This is a genomic window from Bradyrhizobium sp. BRP19, from assembly GCF_020194195.1.
Lineage (GTDB): Bacteria > Pseudomonadota > Alphaproteobacteria > Rhizobiales > Xanthobacteraceae > Bradyrhizobium > Bradyrhizobium yuanmingense.
In genome coordinates, this window is sequence record NZ_JADYVZ010000012.1 from 139,200 (window position 1) to 157,665 (window position 18,466).

The window sequence follows — 18,466 nt, forward strand, 5'->3', positions numbered from 1 at the left end:
CTCCGCGACGCCAGAGATTCAAATCAACTGCGTCGGATACTGGATGCCCCGCTTTCGCGGGGCATGACAAGTGACTTTTTTGGCCATTCGGGCCGGAACAGGCGTCAGATTCCCGCGACCTTGACCACGAGATCCGCCAGCCGCTCGGCCGCATCGAGCCGCCCCGCCCCCTTCGCGGCCGCCGCCATGGCGGCAAGCCGTGCCGGCTCGGCGGCGAAGCCAGAAATTTCGGATGCCAGCCGGTCGGAGCTGAACTCGGTCTGCGGGATGCGGATCGCGCCGTCGACCTTGGCCAGCACGCCGGCATTGGCGAACTGGTCCTGGTCGATCGAGCCCGGCAACGGCACCAGGATGGAGGGCCGGCCGATCGCGGCGAGCTCGGCCACGGTCCCCGCACCGGAGCGCGATACCACGAGATGATTGGAGGCAAGCCGCGCCGGCAGATCCGTGAAGAACGGCGCGAGCTCGGCCTTGATCTTGAGCTTGTCGTAGACGGCGCGCACGCGGCTCATGTCCTCTTCGCGCACCTGCTGGGTGAGGACGAGACGGCTCCACAGCGCAGGCTCGAGCCGCTCGATCGCGCTAGGCACGATGTCGGCCATGATGCGCGCGCCCTGGCTTCCGCCGACGACGAGCAGACGCAGCGGACCGTTAGGCTCGGGCGCGGCATACTTCACCGCGGCGGCCGCGAGGATCGCCGGACGCATCGGCGTGCCGACGGTCGTGGTCTTGCCTGCCAGCGCCGGATCGCGATCGAGCACACCGGGCAAGGACGTCGCGATGGCGCGCACGCGGCTCGACAGGAACCGGTTGGCGCGGCCGAGCACCGCATTGGCGTCGTGGATGATGCCGGGAACGCCGGCGAATTTCGCCGCGACCAGCGGCGGCAGCGTCGGATAGCCGCCGAAGCCGACGACGGCGACGGGCTTCAACCGCTTGATCAGCGCGTAGGCCGACAGCGTGCCGGCGGCAAGCGTGAGGCCGGCATAGGCCAGCTGAAGCGGATTGCGGCCGCGCGCGGTCTCGCTTCTGACGACGTCGATCATGTCCTTGCTGAATAGCCCGCTATAGCGCAGCGCGCGCTCGTCGGTGACGAGGCGGACGCGATAGCCGCGCCGGATCAATTCGACGCCGAGCGCCTCGGCCGGGAACAGATGGCCGCCGGTGCCGCCCGCGGCGAGAAGAATCAGGGGGGACGTGTCCATAATGAGGGAGTTTTACAGGGTCTTTCTCGTCATTGCGAGCGAAGCGAAGTAATCCAGACCACCTCCGCGGAGACAGCCTGGATTGCTTCGTCGCTTCGCTCCTCGCAAATGACGGCTCACGCGTAACTGCGCATCGCCTCGGCGTGGCCGCTCGCCTCGACCTCGGTGCGCGGGCGCAGCCGCGTCAGCGCCAGCATCATGCCAATGCCATAGGCGAGCGAGACCATTGAGGAGCCGCCATAGGAGATGAAGGGCAGCGTCATGCCCTTGGCGGGGATGAGCTGCAGGTTCACCGACATGTTGATCGCCGCCTGCACGCCGAACAGGATCGCGAGCCCGGAGGCCGCAAAGCGCGAGAACATGTCCTCGTTGGCATAGGCGCGCGACAGCGTGCGCATGACGACGAAGGCGAACAGCGCCAGCATCGCAAGGCACAGGATGATGCCGAACTCTTCGCCCGCGACCGCGAAGACGAAGTCGGTGTGGCTGTCCGGCAGGCTGCGCTTGGCGATGCCCTCGCCCGGTCCGAGCCCGAACCAGCCGCCGTTGTAGAAAGCCTCCATGGCGGTATCGACCTGGAAGGTGTCGCCGGAGGCCGGGTTCATGAAGCGCTTGATGCGCCCCGCGACGTGCGGAACGAACAGATAGGCGCTGAACAGGCCGGCCGCGCCGAGACCTGCGAGGCCGAACACCCAGATCATCCGCATGCCCGCGATGAAGAACAGCGAGCCCCACACCATCAGGACCAGCATGGTCTGGCCGAAATCCGGCTCCATCACCAATAGCGCGACCAGCATCAGCAGCAGCACCACCGCCATCGAGGTCGCCGGCATCTCCGGGCGCCTCGTCGATTCCGCGAACAGCCAGGCCGCGATCACGACGAAGGACGGCTTTGCGATCTCGGAGGCCTGGATGTTGACGCCGAGCAGCGTGATCCAGCGGCGCGAGCCCTTCACCTCCGGGCCGAAGGCGAGCGTGAGCACGATCAGGACGATGCTCGCGGCGAAGATGATCAGCGCCGAGCGGCGGATCGCGCGCGGCGACAGGAAGGACACCCCGAGCAGCACGATGCAGGACGGCACCAGGAACAGCACGTGGCGGCTGAAGAAATGGAAGGCATCGAGCCCGATGCGGGTCGCAACCGGCGGGCTCGCCGCCAGCGACAGGATCACCCCGGTCAGCATCAGCCCCAGGATGGCGCCCATCAGCGGCTTGTCGACGGTCCACCACCACTCGGAAAAGGGGGTGCGTTCTTCACGGGAGAGCATGGGCGGCCGCTTTCGGACAGAGGTCCGTTCATTGGTCGCCGAGGTTGGTTACCGGGAGGTTAAAGGGACGGGTAACTTTTGAGCGAAGCGTTGGTGCCGGGCTACGAACCGGGAGCCCTGACGAATCGATAGGGTATGCCGCCAAACGCCAGAGTGAGAACGCCATCCTCGGCGAATGAGAACTGGGTTCGTTCAACTTGTGGAGCTGAGGGCTGGTCGGTGACAATCGTCGAGCCCTCCACCCGATATCGAAGATTGATGATTTGTCGCTTGTCGTGCTCACGAATTGTGTAGCGCAGCCCACCGCTCTCATCGAACTCGAGCAGGACATTTCCCAGGCGGGCTAGCGCCAGTTCATCGGTCTCGTCTACAAGCCAGGCGCCTACCAGAGTCATTATGTCATTCAATCGTTGGTGTCGGTGTCCTCACACCACCGGCTCCACACCCGGCAGCGCTTGCACCAGCTCGCGGAACTTGGTGCCGCGGATCTCGAAGTTGCGGTACTGGTCGAAGGAGGCGCAGGCGGGCGACAGCAGCACGACGGCATCGGTGAGGCCAGAGGCTTCCGCATCGCGGGCCGCGTGTTCGACCGCAACGTCCAGGGTCTGGCTGATCTCGTGCCCGACCTGTGTGCCCAGCGTGCCCGAAAACTCCTGCGCGGCTTCGCCGATCAGATAGGCTTTGCGGATGCGCGGGAAGAACCCGGTCAGGCTCGTAATGCCGCCGGCCTTCGGCTTGCCGCCGGCAATCCAGAAGATGTCGGCGAAGGACGACAGCGCATGGGCGGTGGCGTCCGCGTTGGTGCCCTTGGAATCGTTGACGAACAACACGTTGCCGCGGCGCCCGACCTGCTCCATGCGATGCGCCAGCCCCGGAAAGCTGCGCAGGCCGTTCTGCAGCACGTCCTGGCTGATGCCCATCGCGAGCGCGGCAGCAGCCGCGCAGGCCGCGTTTTGCGCGTTGTGCTGGCCGCGCAGCGAGCCGATGCCACCGAGCGCGGCGACCTCGCTGCGGGCGCCGCCCGCGGCGCGCACGATGGTGCCGTGCTCGACGTAAATGCCCGACGCGAGCGGATTCTTGACCGAGATGCGCACGACGTTCTTGCCGGCGCGGTCGAGCCGGTCGGCAATATCGCGGCAATAGCCGTCATCGACGCCGACGATCGAGGTGCCGCCGCCTTGCACGCCGGCCACGAGGCGCTCCTTCACCGCGGCGTAATGCTCGATCGTGCCGTGGCGATCGATATGGTCCTCACTGACGTTGAGCAGGATGCCGACGGAGGGATCGAGCGAGGGCGTAAGGTCGATCTGGTAGGACGACATCTCGATGACGTGGACGCGGCCCATGCGCGGCGGCTCCAGCGACAGGATCGCGGTGCCGATATTGCCGCCCATCTGGGTGTCGTAGCCGGCGACCTTGGTCAGATGCGCAATCAGCGCCGTCGTGGTCGACTTGCCGTTGGTGCCGGTGATGGCGACGAACGGCGCGTCCGGCGCATGGCGGCGCCGCTCACGGCAGAACAGCTCGATGTCGCCGATCACCTCCACCCCTGCCTCGCGCGCCTTCAAGACGCTCCAGTGCGGCACCGGATGGGTGAGCGGCACGCCGGGCGCGAGCACCAACGCGGCGAACTTCGCCCAGGAGACGTTGCGCAAGTCCGCGGTGATGAAGCCGGCCTGCGCGGCCTTGGCGACGTTCTCGGCATTGTCGTCGGCGGCTATCACGTCGGCGCCGCCGGCCTTCAACGCATGGCAGGAGGTGAGCCCCGAGCCGCCGAGGCCGAACACCGCGACCGTCTTGCCGGCGAAGGACGTGACGGGGATCATCGATCGGTCACCGCAGCTTCAGCGTCGAGAGGCCGGCGAGCGCCAGCATCACCGAGATGATCCAGAATCGGATCACGATCTGCGGCTCGGTCCAGCCCTTCTGCTCGAAGTGATGGTGGATCGGCGCCATCGCGAACACGCGCTTGCCCGTGAGCTTGAAGGACACGACCTGCACGATGACCGAAACCGCCTCGAGCACGAACAATCCGCCGATCACCGCGAGCACGATCTCGTGCTTCACCGCGACCGCGATCGCGCCGAGCATGCCGCCGAGCGCGAGCGAGCCGGTGTCGCCCATGAAGATCGAGGCCGGCGGCGCGTTGAACCAGAGGAAGCCGAGGCCGGCGCCGAGCAACGCGCCGCAGAGCACCGCGAGCTCGCCGGTGCCTGCGACATATTTGATCTGGAGGTAGTCGGCGAACACCAAGTTGCCGGTGAGATAGGCGATCATCGCGAAGCTCGCGGTGGCGATCATCACCGGCACGATGGCGAGGCCGTCGAGGCCGTCGGTGAGGTTCACCGCATTGCCGGCGCCGACGATGACGAAGGCGCCGAAGACGACGAAGAACCAGCCAAAATGCAGCACGGTATCCTTCAGGAAGGGAATCGTCAGCGCGGTGGAGGCGGGATCGCGGTTGAGCCGCACCAGCGCATAGCAGGCGACCAGCGCAATCACGGCTTCGATCAGGAGGCGCAGCTTGCCGCCGAACCCGGTCGTGGTCTGCTTGGTCACCTTGAGGTAATCGTCATAGAAGCCGACGAAGCCGAAGCCGAGCGTCACCGCCAGCACGATCCAGACATAGGGGTTGAGCGGATTGGCCCACAGCACGGTGCCGACCGTGAGCCCGGACAGGATCATCAGCCCGCCCATGGTGGGCGTGCCCTTCTTGGAAAGATGCGATTGCGGACCGTCGGTGCGGATCGGCTGGCCCTTGCCCTGACGGATGCGCAAATGATCGATGATCCAGGGGCCGAACAGGAACACGAACAGCGCGCCGGTCACGATGGCGCCACCGGTGCGGAAGGTGATGTAGCGGAAGACGTTCAGGAAGGTGCGAAAGGCACCGAAGCCCGGAAATGTGTTGGAAAGCTCGATCAGCCAGTAAAACATTCAGACGGTCCTATGGCGCCTTTGCACGTCCAGGTGCTTCACGCGCATTCGCTGGTCTTCGTCATGGGCCGCGCGTTTCGGGAAACGGGCGGCTTCCGCCGCAAAGTGTGGGATTCGGGAACGGCGCCTTCCAAGCAGTTTACGCCTTTGCCTGCAAGGCGGCCACCAGCCCCGGCACAAACTTGTTGACCCAGAACATCTTCTTGCTGCCCTTGACAACCACGACGTCGCCTGCCTTCAGCAGGTTTGCGACCTCGGCCGGCTTCAGCGTGGCGGGATCGTCGTGCCAGCCAAGCGCCTTGCCTGGTGGTAGCGTGTCGAACAGGTGGCGCATCAGCGGCCCGACGCAATAGACGCCGTCGATGCCGTCGAGATGGCCGGCGAGGCCGGTGTGATAGCTCGGCGCATCCTCGCCGAGCTCGAGCATGTCGCCGAGAATCGCGATGCGGCGGCCGCCGCTCATGTTGCGCGCCTGCAGGCTCTGCAGCGCCGCGGCCACGCTGGCCGGATTGCCGTTGAAGCTGTCGTCGATCACGGTGATGTCGCCGACCGCCTGCTCGACGCCGCGGCCGGTCATGATGCCGACGCGGTCGAGCTTGACCGCGAGCGTCGCGACGTCGAGATGCGCGGCATGCACGGCGGCGAGCGCGGCCAGCGCATTGTGCACCCGGTGCGGCGCGCCGGGGGTGAGGCTGAAGGCGATCTCCTTCCTGCCGATCGCGGCCACGACCTGCCAGCTCTCGCCGTGCGGCGCGTGCGCGACCTCGTGCACCTCGGCATGCTCGCCGCCGAAGCGCACGACCTTGCCCTTCCACTCGGAAGCCTTGATTCCGGCGGGCAGCACCAGCACGCCGTTCTCGGGCAGTCCGAGCGCGATCGATACCTTCTCGCGCCGGATGGCTTCGAGCGAGCCGAGCTTTTCCAGATGCACCGGCTGGACGTTGACGACGAGCGCGACGGTTGGCTGCGTGAGCTCGCTGAGACGGGCGATCTCGCCTTGCTGGTTCATGCCCATCTCAACGACCCAGAGGCTGGCGTCCCGCCTGGCATTGCACAGCGTCAGCGGCACGCCCCAGAAATTGTTGAAGCTCGAGGGGCTGGCATAGGCGTTCGGATAGGCGGCGAGAAATTCCTTGGTGCTGGTCTTGCCGGCGCTGCCGGTGAGCCCGATCACCGGGCCGCTGAAGCGCGCGCGTGCGGCGCGCGCGAGGCCCCAGAGGCCGTCGATCAGCGTGTCCTTGACCACGATCTGGGGGATGCGGATGCCCGCGATCTCGTGCGGCACGATCATCGCCACTGCGCCTGCGGCTTCCGCCTTGTCGGCGAACTCCCAGCCGTCGCGCGCGCTGGCGAAAGCCGAGATGAAGCCGCCGCTCGGCGTGCCGCTCAGCGCAACGAACAGGCTGCCCGGCTTCACCAGCCGGCTGTCCTGGGTGACGAGATCGATTGCCGTCTCCGGGAACGATCCGGCCACGCCCAGCGCGCGCGCGACCTCGGCAACCGTCCATAATGGCCCGCTCATGCAACCCTCGACGCTAATGCGGCGGCGACCGCCTCGTGATCACTGAAAGGCAGCACCTCGCCGCCGACGATCTGCCCGGTCTCGTGGCCCTTGCCGGCGATGAGCAGCGCATCGCCCTCCTGCAAGTCCTCGATCGCGGCGCGGATCGCCTCGGCGCGGTCGCCGATCTCGCGGGCGCCCATGGCGGCGGCGAGAATCGCGGCGCGGATCGCTTCCGGCTTCTCGCTGCGCGGATTGTCGTCGGTGACGATGACGGCGTCGGCGTTCGCCGCCGCGATCTCGCCCATGATCGGACGCTTGCCGGCATCGCGGTCGCCGCCGGCGCCGAATACGACGACCAGCTTGCGCTTCGCATAAGGCCGCAGCGCCTGCAGCGCCTTCGCGAGCGCATCGGGCTTGTGCGCATAATCGACGAAGATCGGCGCGCCATTGCGCTCGCCGACGCGCTCGAGCCGGCCCTTGGCGCCTTCGAGATGTTCGAGGCTCGCAAACACGTTTTCAGCATCGCTGCCCGTGCCGATGGCGAGGCCGGCCGACACCAGCGCATTCTCGATCTGGAATTCGCCGACCAGCGGCAGCCGGATCGCGTAAGCCCTGCCGCGATGTTCGACCGTAAGCTTTTGCGAGAAGCCTTCGACTACGGCCTCCGTGAGGCGAATGCCCTCGCCGGCGCCATCGCCGTTGCGGCCGACCGCCATGACGCGCAGGCCGCGCGATGTTGCCGCATCGATCGCCTCCGCCGAGCAATCATGATCGGCCGAGATCACCGCAGCGCCATCAGGCGGGACCAACTCGCGGAACAGGCGGAGCTTGGCCGCGAGATAATGCGCAACGGTCGGATGGTAATCCATGTGGTCGCGCGAGAGATTGGTGAAGCCGCCGGCCGAGACGCGCACGCCGTCGAGGCGATATTGGTCGAGCCCGTGCGAAGACGCCTCGAAGGCGAGATGCGTGACGCCCTCGCGCGCGATCTCGTCGAGCTGCCGGTGCAGCGCGACCGGATCCGGCGTGGTCAGCGAGCCATAGACCGTGCGCTTCTGCGATACCAGACCGATGGTGCCGATGCTGGCGGAGGCGTGCCCAAGCCGCTCCCAGATCTGGCGCGTGAACGCGGCGACCGAGGTCTTGCCGCTGGTTCCGGTCACCGCAGCAATCGTCGGGGGCTGTGCCGGGAAAAACCTCGCTGCGGCCAACGCCAACGCGCGGCGCGGATTGGCGCTCGTGATGAACGGCACCTTGCAGGCGGCCGGTGCGTGGTCGCCGACGACGGCCACCGCGCCCGCCGCAATCGCGGCATCGACGAAGCGGGCGCCGTCGGTCTTGCTGCCTGCGAGCGCGAAGAAGAGATTGCCCGGCTGGACCACGCGGCTGTCGAGCGCAACGCCGCTCACCTCGAGCGCCGCAGCGGCGGGCTCGATCGCGGCATCATTGCCCTTGACATCCTGACCCAAGAGGTCGCGCAGCTTCATGGTGTTCCAGTCGACATGCCGTGCCGGAAAGCCGAATCCTCCGGGGAAAATCCCGACTCAGCAGCGGCGATGGCCCACCCGGTTGATTACTGGGTTGTCCTGGATGCTGCAAGAATAAGGCGCTCCGCAGGCGGCAGCTCGAACCGCGGCTCGACCCCCAGAAGCGGCGCGATCCGCTCGATCACCTTGCCGCCGGTCGGCACCGCGTTCCAGCCCGAGGTGATGAAACCATGCGTTTCCGGCAGTGCCTGCGGCTCGTCCAGCATGATCAGGACGTGATATTTGGGATCATCGCAGGGCAGGATGGCGGTGAAGGAATTGAGCACGCGCTTCTTGGCGTAGCGGCCGTTGACGACCTTCTCGGACGTGCCGGTCTTGCCGCCGACGTAATAGCCCTTGACGTCCGCCTTTCTCGCCGAACCGACTTCGGCATTGAGCCGCATCAGGAACCGCATCTTGTCGCTGGTCTCCGGCTTGATGACGCGCTTGGCCATCGCCTGGGCTTCGGATTCGCTGCGCTTCAGGAACGTCGGCGGAATCAGATAGCCGCCGTTCACCAGCGCGTTGATGCCCATCACCGCCTGCAGCGGTGCCACCGACAGGCCCTGGCCGAACGCGGCGGTGACCGTGTTCAGCTCGCTCCAGCGCCGCGGCAGCAGCGGCGCCGCGCTCTCCGGCAATTCGGTGCGCAGCCGCGTCGTCTGGCCCAGCTTGGCGAGGAATGCCTTGTGCGCCTCGACCCCCTGGTTGAGCGCAATCCGCGCCGCGCCGATGTTGGAGGAATAGGTGAACACTTCCTTGGTGTTGATGAAGCGCCCGACCGGATGGCTGTCGTGGATCGTGAACTTGCCGTAATGCAGGTTTCCGCGCGCGTCCCACATCGAGTTCAGATTGATCTTGCCGGAATCGAGCCCCATCGCCAGCGTAAACGCCTTGAAGGTCGAGCCCATCTCGTAGACGCCGGTGGTGAGGCGGTTGATGCGATCGGGGTCGTGCGCTTCCTTCGGATTGTTGGGATCGAAGTCCGGCAGCGAGACCATCGCCACGATCTCGCCGGTCTTGACGTTGGAGACGATGCCTGAGGCGGCCTTGGCGCGGAACTTGTCCTTGGCCTTCAACAGCTCGTCGCGCAGCGCATGCTCGACCCGCAGATCGACCGCGAGCTCGATCGGCTTCTGCAACCGGTCGGTGGCAAAGCCGGCGCGGTGGAGGTCGGCGAGCCCTTGATTGTCGAGCCACTTCTCGAGGCCGGCGATGCCCTGGTTGTCGATATTGACGAGACCGATGAGGTGAGCGACCTCGTTGCCGGTCGGATAGACGCGCTTGTTCTCGCGCAGGAATCCGATACCAGGAATGCCGAGCTTGTGGACGGCCTGCTGCTGCGCCGGCGTGACCTCGCGCTTGAGCCAGACGAAGCCCTTGCGTGTCCTCAGGCGCTCGCGCACCTCGGCCTCGTCGAGGTCGGGAATGGTCGCGGTGAGGAGCTCGATCGCCTCGTCCTTGTCGATGATGCGGCGCGGCTCGCCGAACAGGCTCGCCGCCTTGACGTCGGTCGCAAGGATGGCGCCGTTGCGATCGACGATGTCGGGCCGCGCGGTCGCAACCACCTCTTGCGCTGCGGCGCGGCGCGCGCTGTGGGCGTCGGCGCCGATCGCGAACATCACGAGCCGCCCGCCGATCAGGGCATAGACCGAAGCGAAGGCGAGCATGGCGAGGCCGACACGCGCGCGCGCCTTCGCGGCGCGATCGACGTTGCGCCCGTAGAGCAGGCTTCGGATCAGCCGCCGCCGCCACGGCTCAGTCGGCTTTTCGGCCAGCTTTTGGGCGGGTTTTGCAGGCGTTGCCGGGCTCATTGCTTGTCCTCGCGCTGAGGCACGGAGCCCGTCACCGCATCAGGGTCGCTCGCGGCTTCGATGGTCTTGAGCATGGCCCCGATCGGATCGGGCTCGCCCGGCCTGAACATCCGGGGCGGACGCTCCGGCAGGCTCTTCAGCGAATCATATTGCGTGCCGTTGACCGGCTTGAGGTGCAGATGCCGGTCGGACAGGCCCTGCAGCCGATGCGGCGCATCGAGCTTGGCCCATTCGGCCCGCAGCCCTGCGATCGCATCGCGCTGCTCGCGGATTTCCGCACGCAGCCGCAGCACCTTCTCGGTACGCGCCGTGGAGTCCATCTTGATCCGGTAGACATGAGCGGCTGCGAAGATCAGCGCCCCGATGACGAGGAGGTGAATGATGCGCATGCGCTAGCCGCCCCTCATCACGTCGGCGAGCTTCGGCCAGGACGATGCCTCATTGGTCTCATGCGCCGGCGCCGAGCTGCGCTCGGCCGCGCGCAGCTTTGCCGAGCGCGCGCGCGGATTGTGCGCAACTTCGTCCTCGCCGGCGACGACCGGTCGCCGCGTCAGCAGCTGGAAGCTCGGCGCAATTTGCGCGACTTCCGGCAGATGCCGCGAGCCACCGCCGGTCTTCGAACGCTCGGAGAGGAAATTTTTGACGATGCGGTCTTCCAGCGAATGGAACGAGACGACGACGAGGCGGCCGCCGGGCTTGAGCACGCGCTCGGCCGCAGCGAGCGCGGTCTGGAGCTCCTCGAGCTCTTCGTTGACGAAGATGCGCAGCGCCTGGAACGTCCGTGTCGCCGGGTGAATGTCGCCGGGCTTCGATCGCACCACCCTGCCGACGAGATCGGCGAGCGCGCGCGTGGTCGTGAACGGAGTTTCCTGCCGGTCCGCCACGATGGCGCGGGCGATGCGACGCGAATGCCGCTCCTCGCCGAAGAGATAGATGATGTCGGCGAGATCGCCTTCCGAGGCGCGCGCGACGATTTCGGCCGCGGTCGGACCTGTCTGTCCCATCCGCATGTCGAGCGGACCGTCGAGGCGGAAGGAGAAGCCGCGGCCGGCCTGGTCGAGCTGCATCGAGGACACGCCGACATCCATTACGACGCCGTCGACGCCATCGACGCCTTGCGCCGCGCAGACTTCGGCGAGGTTGGAGAAGCGGTCCTCGACCAGCGTCAGCCGGCCCGCGGCGCGTTCGACCAGCTCGGCACCGCCGGCAATCGCGGTGCGGTCGCGATCGATGGCAATCAATCGGGTTCCCGGCACGTCCAGGATCGCGCGGCTATAGCCGCCGGCGCCAAAAGTGGCATCGACGTAGACGCCGCCCTCGCGCGGGGCGAGATGCGCGATGGCCTCACGGCCAAGAACGGGGATGTGCGGAACCGAACTCATGCGCGACGCCTGCCGGCCGCCGGCCGAGATACCCAAGCGGAATCGAGGCCGAACAAGCCCATAACGCCTCGAATCATTGCGCGTCGCGGCGGTTCCACGACAAAGCCCTCGTCCAGCATGGTTACCGAGCCCGATCGTCCCGGGCCACAAACCCAGTGTTCCCAGCGGAATTTGTCGGGCAGCCATGGGATTTCGAGCCAAAATACGCTTTGGCCGCCTCCGGACGCGGGTCGGCTCTTCATCCCTCAGTAACGGCCCTTAGCGTTAAGAAAGCGTTGCTCGGTTCGTGACAAGTGGAAAAGGTGACGATGGAGTGATGCGTCATCCACACACATTGCCAAAATGAATCCGTTAACCGCGCCGCGCAATTGCGCGCGATGGAGGGTAAAGGAATAGTAAAGAGAAGGGCTTGCCCCACTCTCCGTCCATTGAGCTGCTCATGCCCTCGGGTTCGTCCACGCCTGGATCTGATTCGAAGCGTCACCGCGTTCTCCCGGTTCCCAAGACCGTGGCGGGCCTGCGCACCTTCGAGCCCGATTCCTCGATCGTCTCCGACATCATCCCCTCCCCGAACCATGGCGAGCGCAGCAAGGGACGGCAGCCGGACATGATCGTGCTGCACTACACCGGTATGCCCGATGTCGAAGGCGCGCTGGCGCGCCTCTGCACCGCCGGCACCGAAGTGTCGGCGCATTATGTCGTGCTGGAGGACGGCCGCATCGTGCAATGCGTGCCTGAGGCCAAGCGTGCCTGGCACGCGGGCGTCTCCTCCTGGGCCGGCGAGGACGACATCAACTCCTGTTCGATCGGCATCGAGATCATCAATCGCGGCCATGACTGGGGCTATCCTGAGTTTCCGCTGCGCCAGATTGCCGCCGTGATCGCGCTGTGCCGCGGCATCATGCTCCGCCGCAAGGTGCCGGCGCACCGGGTGCTCGGCCATTCCGACGTCGCGCCCGCCCGCAAGAAGGATCCCGGCGAGAAATTTCCGTGGCATTCGCTGGCCAATTCCGGCGTCGGCCACTGGGTGACGCCCGCGCCGATTGTCCGCGGCGAGACTCTCATGCTCGGCACCATCAGCGACGCGGTGCTGAGCATGCAGCAGGCGCTGGCAAGATACGGCTATGGCGTGCCCCTGAACGGCAAGTACGACGCTGCGACGATGGAAGTCGTCACCGCCTTCCAGCGCCATTTCCGCCCGGCGCGGCTGGACGGCGTCGCCGATCACTCGACGCTGTCGACCTTACAGGCGCTGCTGTCGAGCCTGCCGGCGGAAGGAACGCCGGTGGCGTCGACATAGCAGACGTCTTCCGAGAATGTGACCTCTTGCTCCGTCATGCCCGGGCTTGTCCCGGGCATCCACGTCCTGCCTCCACGCATGACGAACGTGGATGGCCGGGACAAGCCCGGCCATGACGGAAACTCAATCCATCTCCCTCATCCTTCGCGCATAGAGCCTTCGCAACGGCTCGAGCTGCGTCGCCACCGTCGCCGCACGATAGGCCTCGCGCGCCTCCTCCGTCCTGCCGAGCCGCCGCAACAGATCCGCGCGCACGGCGGGCAACAGCTCATAGCCGCGAAGCCCGCCGCGCGCGGCGATCGCATCGACGAGATCGAGCGCTCGTGCCGGCCCATCGACCATCGACAGCGCCGCGGCGTGATTGAGCTCGATCACGGGCGACGGATTGATGCGCAGCAGCACCTCGTACAGCCCCGCAATCTGCGGCCAGTCGGTTTCCTCGAAGCTCGGCGCACGCGCATGCAGCGCCGCGATCGCGGCCTGCACCGCATAGGGTTGTGGCCGGCCCGGCACGCGCAGCGCGTGCTCCACCAGCCGCAGCCCCTCGTCGATCTGCGCGCGGTGCCACAGCGAGCGGTCCTGCTCTTCGAGCAGGACGATGTCGCCGGCCGGCGTCTGTCGCCCGGCGCGGCGCGCGTCGTGCAGCAGCATCAGGGCCAGCAGGCCCTTGATGCCGGCGCGGTCGGGCATCAGCCGGTTCAGCAGGCGGCCAAGCCGGATGGCTTCGCTCGCCAGATCAGGCCGCATCAAGTCCGCGCCCTCGGTTGCGACATAGCCTTCGGTGAAGACGAGATAGACCACGGCGAGCACGCCATCGAGCCGCGGCGCCAGCATCTCGCGTTCCGGCACCTCATAGGGGATGCCGGCAAGCCTGATCTTCTGCTTGGCACGGACGAGCCGCTGCGCCATCGCCTCCTCGCCGACGAGGAAGGCGCGTGCCACCTGCGCCGTCGACAGTCCGCACACGGTGCGCAGCGTCAGTGCGACCTGGACCTCGGGCGCGAACGCGGGATGGCAGCAGGTGAAGATCAGCCGCAGCATGTCGTCGTCGAGCGTTGCGGTCGGCTCGTCCGGGCCCAGCGCGTTGAGCTCGAGCTCGTGCACCATCGCCTGCTGCTTGCCGCGGAAGACAGCCTGACGGCGGATGCGATCGATCGCCTTATGCTTGGCGACGTTGACGAGCCAGGCGCGCGGATTGTCGGGGACCTCACACGCCCAGCGTTCCAGCGCGACCGCGAACGCATCCTGCAGCGCGTCCTCGGCGAGATCGAAATCGCGGACGAGACGGATCAGCGTGGCTAGCGCCCGCCCCGCCTCGTCGCGGAAGATTTTGTCGATCTCGCCAGGGGTCATGTCACGCGATCACCCCCCCTCTCGTCATTCCGGGGCGCGGCAAAGCCGCGAGCCCGGAATCCATAACCACGATTCGGGGATATGGATTCCGGGCCTGCGCCTTGCGGCGCATCCCGGAATGACGAAGGTGAGAGAGCCGTCACTTCTCATAGACCCAGATCGGCCGCACCTCGATCGAGCCGATGCGTGCGCTCGGAATCCGCGCCGCGATCTCGATGGCGGCGTTGAGATCCTTGGCTTCGATCAGGTAATAGCCGCCGAGTTGCTCGCGCGTTTCCGCGAACGGACCATCGGTCGTCAGCGTCTTTCCGTCGCGCACGCGCACCGTTGTCGCGGTCGTGGTCGGCTGCAAGCGGTCGCCGGCCTTGAAATTGCCGTTCTGGATGATCTCTTGCGTGAAGGATTGATAGTCGGCCAGGATCTTCTGGCTGGTCGCCGCGTCGATCTTCGCGTACTCGACCTCGTTCTGATAGATCATCAGCAGATATTGCATTGCTTCACTCCTGTGTTCGGCTGTGTTGCCGACAACCAGTCGAACGGGCGGCGCGCCAAACGACATCTTCAGGATAAAATATTTCGGGCGAGCCGTGCGCGGCGATATCGGCTTGACGAAACCGTCATAAATGCCCCATGCGTTATCAGTCAGTCGGCCGGACGGCCGCTCCGGCAGGTGCCGAAAGGCCGCCGGGGAGGAAAGTCCGGGCTCCCTTGACATGCGGTGCCGGATAACGTCCGGCGGGGGTGACCCCAGGGAAAGTGCCACAGAGAATGAACCGCCCGCCTTCGCCCTTCGGGGCTTCGGCGCGGTAAGGGTGAAAAGGTGCGGTAAGAGCGCACCGCGGGTCCGGCAACGGAGCCGGCATGGCAAACCCCACCGGGAGCAAAACCGAATAGGGACGGCTTAAGCGGGCTGTTCGCGAAAGCGATAACGCCGCGGGGCGATGTCAGGCCCGCCGTCCGGGTAGGTTGCTCGAGGCCGTGTGCAAACATGGTCCCAGAGGAATGGCCGTCACGTATCGTTCGCGCAAGCGGACGGTGCCCTACAGAACCCGGCTTACAGGCCGGCTGATGTGCGACGAGGGGTTCGGTGCCAACGCATCGGACCCCTCACCATTTTGGCCGATCACCTCGCCAGCCAACCGCCGTCATTCCGGGGCTCGCGAAGCGAGAGCCCGGAATCCATCAGGCGGCCGGCGCGGAGGAGAAATGGATTCTCAGATGCGCAATTGCGCATCGTAGCTCGTGCTGCGCACGCCCCGGAATGACGGCTGCGACCTATGCGACGATCTCGTCCAACACCGCCATCAACGCCTCGGGCGCCGTCACATTCGGCGCGTGGCTGGCGTCGAGCTCGACATAGCGCCAGCCCTTCTCGCTCTTCGTGCGCCTGGCAAACTGCCCGAACACATCGCCGGGCGGAAGGCGCGTGCAATAGATATAGCTGCGCGGCATCGCCGGCTCGCCATGTTCGAGCCTCAGGCGCGTCTCGAAGCACTTGATCGGCATCGGGACGCGGCGCGCATTGAGCCAGTCGAGATCGGCCGGCGAGGTGTCCGGCGGCGGCGGGTTCGGCGGGATGCGATAGCCGTCGCCCGAGCTGACTGCCTTGCGCATCGGCTCGCGCCCGCCCTCGTTGAGGTCGAACAGCGACTGGCCGTCACGCGGCACGAAGGCGTCGAGATAGATCAGTTCCGTTACGCGCTCGCGCGCACGGTCGGCGACGCCGGTCGCAACCATGCCGCCATAGCTGTGCCCGAGCAGCACGATGTCGCTGAGATCCTCGAACGCGATGACGTTGAGGATGTCCTGGATATGGGTGTCGAGATCGACCGAAGGATTGGCCAGATGCGCGCGCTCTCCGAGGCCCGTATAGGTCGGCGCCACCAGGCGGTGGCCGGCCTGCGCCATCAGCGGGTGCATCTTCTTCCAGGCCCATCCGCCGGACCATGCGCCATGACAGAGCAGGAAGGTCTTCGCGCGCGGGGCCATGGCGTTTCCATCGTTCTTGCTTGGTACGATGGAGTGTAGCGGCCGGCCGCGCAATGTAAACGCCGCCTCAGGTGGCGCGCGTGTCTACCTTGGCCAACACCGGCGCAAGCTCGCCCGCCTCGCGCCGCAGCTTGCCCGCCTCGAAACCATGCATGCCGAGTTGCCATTGCAGGCCGACGATGGCGCCCTTGGTCGGTTGCAGCAGCGCGAGTGAGGCGAACAGCGTCACCGGCAGCCACACCGCGAGCTGCAGCCATTCCGGCGGCGCGTAGGCGGTCTCGACCGCGAGGATTGCCGGCACCACGAGATGGCCCACCACGACCATCACGAGATAGGCAGGAAAGTCGTCTGCGCGCTGGTGGAAGAGCTCCTCGCCGCAATGGTCGCAAGCCTGCGTCACTTTCAGGAAGCGGCCGAACATGTGCCCTTCTCCGCAATTCGGGCATTTGCCGCTGAAACCGCGCCACATCGCCTTGGCCAGAGAGACCGCCGCCGGAGAGACAGACATGACCACACCTCTTCCTTTTCGATGATCCATACAATAGTATCTTGCATCCATACATTCAAAGGTTATGGGGCCAAATTGCATGGAATGGATCCCTGCAATCTCGGAGCTTTCGGGCCCGCGCTACCAGCGCATCGTCGACGCCATGGAGGCCGACATTGCCGCCGGCAGGCTGGTGCGTGGTCAGCAGCTGCCGACGCAGCGCGCCCTGGCAAAGGCCCTCGGCATCGACCTCACCACGGTGACGCGCGCCTACACCGAGGCGCGGCGCCGCGGCATCATGGAAGCCAGGGTCGGACAGGGCTCGTTCGTCTCGGAGACCAGCGCGCGGCGCGCGGTTGACCTGCCGCACCCGGTCGCGATCGACCTGTCGATGAACGTGCCGCCGCACCCGCTGGAGGCGCAGCTCGACGAGCGCATCATCGCCGGGCTCGAAGCCCTCCGCGCGCAATCGGGCCTGACGGCGTATCTCAACTACCAGCCGCCCGGCGGCAGCGCGCATGAGCGCGAGGTCGCGGCGCGCTGGATGCGCACCCGCGTTCCGCATGCACAGGCCGACCGGCTGGTGATCTTTCCCGGCGCTCAGACGATCCTCTTCAACCTGCTCGCCCATCTTGCGCGGCCCGGCGACACCGTGCTGACCGAAGCGCTCACCTTCCCCGGCATCAAGGCCGCCGCGGCACTGCTCGGTGTCAAGCTCGTCGGTGTCCCCATGGATGAGGACGGCATCCTGCCGGATGCGCTGGCAAAGGCGTGCCGCGTGCATACGCCGAAAGCCGTCTATCTCATTCCGACGCTGCACAATCCGACCACGGCGACGCTTTCCGCCGAGCGGCGCGGCACTATTGCGAAGATCATCCGCGATGCCGGCACCATCCTGATCGAGGACGATGCCTACGGGCTGCTCGACCGCTCGGCCTCGCCGATCGCGAACCTCATTCCGGAGCGGACTTATCTTGCAACGACGCTGTCAAAATGCATCGCGCCGGCGCTGCGTGTTGCCTATCTGGTGACGCCCGACAGCGGCGCCCAGCGGGACATGCGCACCTCCTTGCAGGCGACCGTGCAAATGCCGGCGCCCTTGATGGTCGCGCTGGTGACGCATTGGATCGAAAACGGCATCGCCGATCGCATCATCAGCGCCATCCGCAACGAAGCGGTCGGGCGCCAGCAGCTCGCGCAACGCGCGCTGAAAGGCTTTCAGTTCCTCGCCAGGCCCGCGGCGCATCATCTCTGGCTGCGGCTGCCGGAAGGACGCCCCGACGTCGCGGCACATCTGCTGCGGAACGGGCTTGCGGTCGTCGCCGGCGATGCCTTCACCGTCGACGGGGCACCGCCGCATGCGGCACGCGTCTCGCTCGGCGCGGCCCGAAACAGATCGGAATTGACGGAAGCGCTGCGTATCCTGGTCGGCGCGCTGCACAAGCCTGCCGATACGAGGCAGATCGTCTAAAGCGGAAATGGTTTCCTTCACCTCTCCCGCTTGCGAGAGAGCATAGGCCGCCTTCGGCGGCCGTCCTCCAAGAACGCCGAGGCGAAGCCTCGGCTTTGCCGAAGGCGCGGGTGAGGGCTTTCTCCTCTTGGGGATTGTCCCGTTGTGGAGACACCCTCTCCCAACCCTCTCCCGCAAGCGGGAGAGGGAGCGCACCTCCCTCGTAGCAATCGAGCTATATTCATCGCACT

The 18,466-nt window shown here is 66.4% G+C and carries 16 protein-coding genes and 1 other RNA gene; 3 read left to right on the plus strand and 14 right to left on the minus strand.

The features are described from left to right. Positions 1 to 104: 104 nt before the first annotated feature. The 10 genes from murG to rsmH all read right to left on the minus strand — a co-directional run bounded on the left by murG (position 105) and on the right by rsmH (position 11,636). Complete coding sequence (gene murG, locus I6F36_RS28850; protein ID WP_225172672.1) at positions 105 to 1,208, minus strand: undecaprenyldiphospho-muramoylpentapeptide beta-N-acetylglucosaminyltransferase; 1,104 nt, start codon at positions 1,206 to 1,208, stop codon at positions 105 to 107. Between the two features lie 113 nt (positions 1,209 to 1,321). After that, a complete protein-coding gene (gene ftsW / locus I6F36_RS28855; protein WP_036003534.1) occupies positions 1,322 to 2,473 on the minus strand; it encodes a putative lipid II flippase FtsW in 1,152 nt (383 codons plus the stop codon). A gap of 101 nt (positions 2,474 to 2,574) precedes the next feature. Beyond that, positions 2,575 to 2,868, minus strand: a complete 294-nt coding sequence (locus I6F36_RS28860) for a hypothetical protein (RefSeq protein WP_036003531.1) — start codon at positions 2,866 to 2,868, stop codon at positions 2,575 to 2,577. Positions 2,869 to 2,898: 30 nt separating this feature from the next. After that, a complete protein-coding gene (gene murD, locus I6F36_RS28865) occupies positions 2,899 to 4,299 on the minus strand; it encodes a UDP-N-acetylmuramoyl-L-alanine--D-glutamate ligase (RefSeq protein WP_057026926.1) in 1,401 nt (466 codons plus the stop codon). 7 nt (positions 4,300 to 4,306) lie between these two features. Continuing rightward, the gene (gene mraY, locus I6F36_RS28870; protein WP_036003524.1) at positions 4,307 to 5,410 is read right to left on the minus strand and encodes a phospho-N-acetylmuramoyl-pentapeptide-transferase; all 1,104 of its coding nucleotides are present in this window, start codon (positions 5,408 to 5,410) and stop codon (positions 4,307 to 4,309) included. A gap of 139 nt (positions 5,411 to 5,549) precedes the next feature. Then, entirely contained in the window at positions 5,550 to 6,932 is a 1,383-nt protein-coding gene (gene murF / locus I6F36_RS28875; RefSeq protein WP_225139085.1) for a UDP-N-acetylmuramoyl-tripeptide--D-alanyl-D-alanine ligase, read from the minus strand. Beyond that, positions 6,929 to 8,401 (minus strand): UDP-N-acetylmuramoyl-L-alanyl-D-glutamate--2,6-diaminopimelate ligase, encoded by a 1,473-nt coding sequence (locus I6F36_RS28880; RefSeq protein ID WP_225172659.1) that lies wholly within the window; start codon positions 8,399 to 8,401, stop codon positions 6,929 to 6,931. The genes murF and I6F36_RS28880 overlap by 4 nt, the downstream gene beginning before the upstream one ends. Before the next feature lie 86 nt (positions 8,402 to 8,487). After that, positions 8,488 to 10,254, minus strand: a complete 1,767-nt coding sequence (locus I6F36_RS28885; protein WP_225128327.1) for a penicillin-binding protein 2 — start codon at positions 10,252 to 10,254, stop codon at positions 8,488 to 8,490. After that, positions 10,251 to 10,643 carry a hypothetical protein gene (locus I6F36_RS28890; protein ID WP_036028375.1) on the minus strand — a complete coding sequence of 131 codons (393 nt, stop codon included), beginning with the start codon at positions 10,641 to 10,643 and terminating at the stop codon, positions 10,251 to 10,253. The genes I6F36_RS28885 and I6F36_RS28890 overlap by 4 nt, the downstream gene beginning before the upstream one ends. Before the next feature lie 3 nt (positions 10,644 to 10,646). Continuing rightward, positions 10,647 to 11,636, minus strand: coding sequence for a 16S rRNA (cytosine(1402)-N(4))-methyltransferase RsmH (gene rsmH / locus I6F36_RS28895; RefSeq protein ID WP_225128329.1), 990 nt, complete (start codon positions 11,634 to 11,636; stop codon positions 10,647 to 10,649). Positions 11,637 to 12,075: 439 nt separating this feature from the next. On the opposite strand from rsmH, the gene I6F36_RS28900 reads away from it, so the two are divergent. Then, on the plus strand, positions 12,076 to 12,936 hold the full coding sequence (locus tag I6F36_RS28900) for an N-acetylmuramoyl-L-alanine amidase (protein ID WP_225128331.1): 861 nt from the start codon (positions 12,076 to 12,078) through the stop codon (positions 12,934 to 12,936). A 123-nt stretch (positions 12,937 to 13,059) separates the two neighbouring features. On the opposite strand, the gene I6F36_RS28905 is transcribed toward I6F36_RS28900, so the two are convergent. Both I6F36_RS28905 and I6F36_RS28910 read right to left on the minus strand, forming a co-directional pair. Beyond that, positions 13,060 to 14,289, minus strand: a complete 1,230-nt coding sequence (locus I6F36_RS28905) for an RNA polymerase sigma factor (protein ID WP_225172660.1) — start codon at positions 14,287 to 14,289, stop codon at positions 13,060 to 13,062. Positions 14,290 to 14,428: 139 nt separating this feature from the next. Then, positions 14,429 to 14,782: a YciI family protein gene (locus tag I6F36_RS28910; RefSeq protein WP_225128336.1), complete on the minus strand. Its 354-nt coding sequence runs from the start codon at positions 14,780 to 14,782 to the stop codon at positions 14,429 to 14,431. A gap of 149 nt (positions 14,783 to 14,931) precedes the next feature. On the opposite strand from I6F36_RS28910, the gene rnpB reads away from it, so the two are divergent. Further along, positions 14,932 to 15,362: RNase P RNA component class A (gene rnpB, locus I6F36_RS28915), an RNA gene on the plus strand. A 202-nt stretch (positions 15,363 to 15,564) separates the two neighbouring features. On the opposite strand, the gene I6F36_RS28920 is transcribed toward rnpB, so the two are convergent. Together I6F36_RS28920 and I6F36_RS28925 are read right to left on the minus strand one after the other, a co-directional pair. Beyond that, on the minus strand, positions 15,565 to 16,278 hold the full coding sequence (locus tag I6F36_RS28920) for an alpha/beta fold hydrolase (protein WP_036028380.1): 714 nt from the start codon (positions 16,276 to 16,278) through the stop codon (positions 15,565 to 15,567). Positions 16,279 to 16,345: 67 nt separating this feature from the next. Next, entirely contained in the window at positions 16,346 to 16,816 is a 471-nt protein-coding gene (locus I6F36_RS28925) for a DUF983 domain-containing protein (RefSeq protein ID WP_225128389.1), read from the minus strand. Positions 16,817 to 16,865: 49 nt separating this feature from the next. On the opposite strand from I6F36_RS28925, the gene I6F36_RS28930 reads away from it, so the two are divergent. Further along, the gene (locus I6F36_RS28930) at positions 16,866 to 18,236 is read left to right on the plus strand and encodes a PLP-dependent aminotransferase family protein (RefSeq protein ID WP_225128338.1); all 1,371 of its coding nucleotides are present in this window, start codon (positions 16,866 to 16,868) and stop codon (positions 18,234 to 18,236) included. Positions 18,237 to 18,466 lie beyond the last annotated feature (230 nt).

What these genes read in the sequence shown, in the direction of transcription:
- ftsW (WP_036003534.1), bottom strand. Translation starts at nt 2,473, where the DNA reads ATGCTCTCCCGTGAAGAACGCACCCCCTTTTCCGAGTGGTGGTGGACC.
- I6F36_RS28860 (WP_036003531.1), bottom strand. Translation starts at nt 2,868, where the DNA reads ATGACTCTGGTAGGCGCCTGGCTTGTAGACGAGACCGATGAACTGGCG.
- murD (WP_057026926.1), bottom strand. Translation starts at nt 4,299, where the DNA reads ATGATCCCCGTCACGTCCTTCGCCGGCAAGACGGTCGCGGTGTTCGGC.
- mraY (WP_036003524.1), bottom strand. Translation starts at nt 5,410, where the DNA reads ATGTTTTACTGGCTGATCGAGCTTTCCAACACATTTCCGGGCTTCGGT.
- murF (WP_225139085.1), bottom strand. Translation starts at nt 6,932, where the DNA reads ATGAGCGGGCCATTATGGACGGTTGCCGAGGTCGCGCGCGCGCTGGGC.
- I6F36_RS28880 (WP_225172659.1), bottom strand. Translation starts at nt 8,401, where the DNA reads ATGAAGCTGCGCGACCTCTTGGGTCAGGATGTCAAGGGCAATGATGCC.
- I6F36_RS28885 (WP_225128327.1), bottom strand. Translation starts at nt 10,254, where the DNA reads ATGAGCCCGGCAACGCCTGCAAAACCCGCCCAAAAGCTGGCCGAAAAG.
- I6F36_RS28890 (WP_036028375.1), bottom strand. Translation starts at nt 10,643, where the DNA reads ATGCGCATCATTCACCTCCTCGTCATCGGGGCGCTGATCTTCGCAGCC.
- rsmH (WP_225128329.1), bottom strand. Translation starts at nt 11,636, where the DNA reads ATGAGTTCGGTTCCGCACATCCCCGTTCTTGGCCGTGAGGCCATCGCG.
- I6F36_RS28900 (WP_225128331.1), top strand. Translation starts at nt 12,076, where the DNA reads ATGCCCTCGGGTTCGTCCACGCCTGGATCTGATTCGAAGCGTCACCGC.
- I6F36_RS28905 (WP_225172660.1), bottom strand. Translation starts at nt 14,289, where the DNA reads ATGACCCCTGGCGAGATCGACAAAATCTTCCGCGACGAGGCGGGGCGG.
- I6F36_RS28910 (WP_225128336.1), bottom strand. Translation starts at nt 14,782, where the DNA reads ATGCAATATCTGCTGATGATCTATCAGAACGAGGTCGAGTACGCGAAG.
- I6F36_RS28920 (WP_036028380.1), bottom strand. Translation starts at nt 16,278, where the DNA reads ATGGCCCCGCGCGCGAAGACCTTCCTGCTCTGTCATGGCGCATGGTCC.
- I6F36_RS28925 (WP_225128389.1), bottom strand. Translation starts at nt 16,816, where the DNA reads ATGGATCATCGAAAAGGAAGAGGTGTGGTCATGTCTGTCTCTCCGGCG.
- I6F36_RS28930 (WP_225128338.1), top strand. Translation starts at nt 16,866, where the DNA reads ATGGAATGGATCCCTGCAATCTCGGAGCTTTCGGGCCCGCGCTACCAG.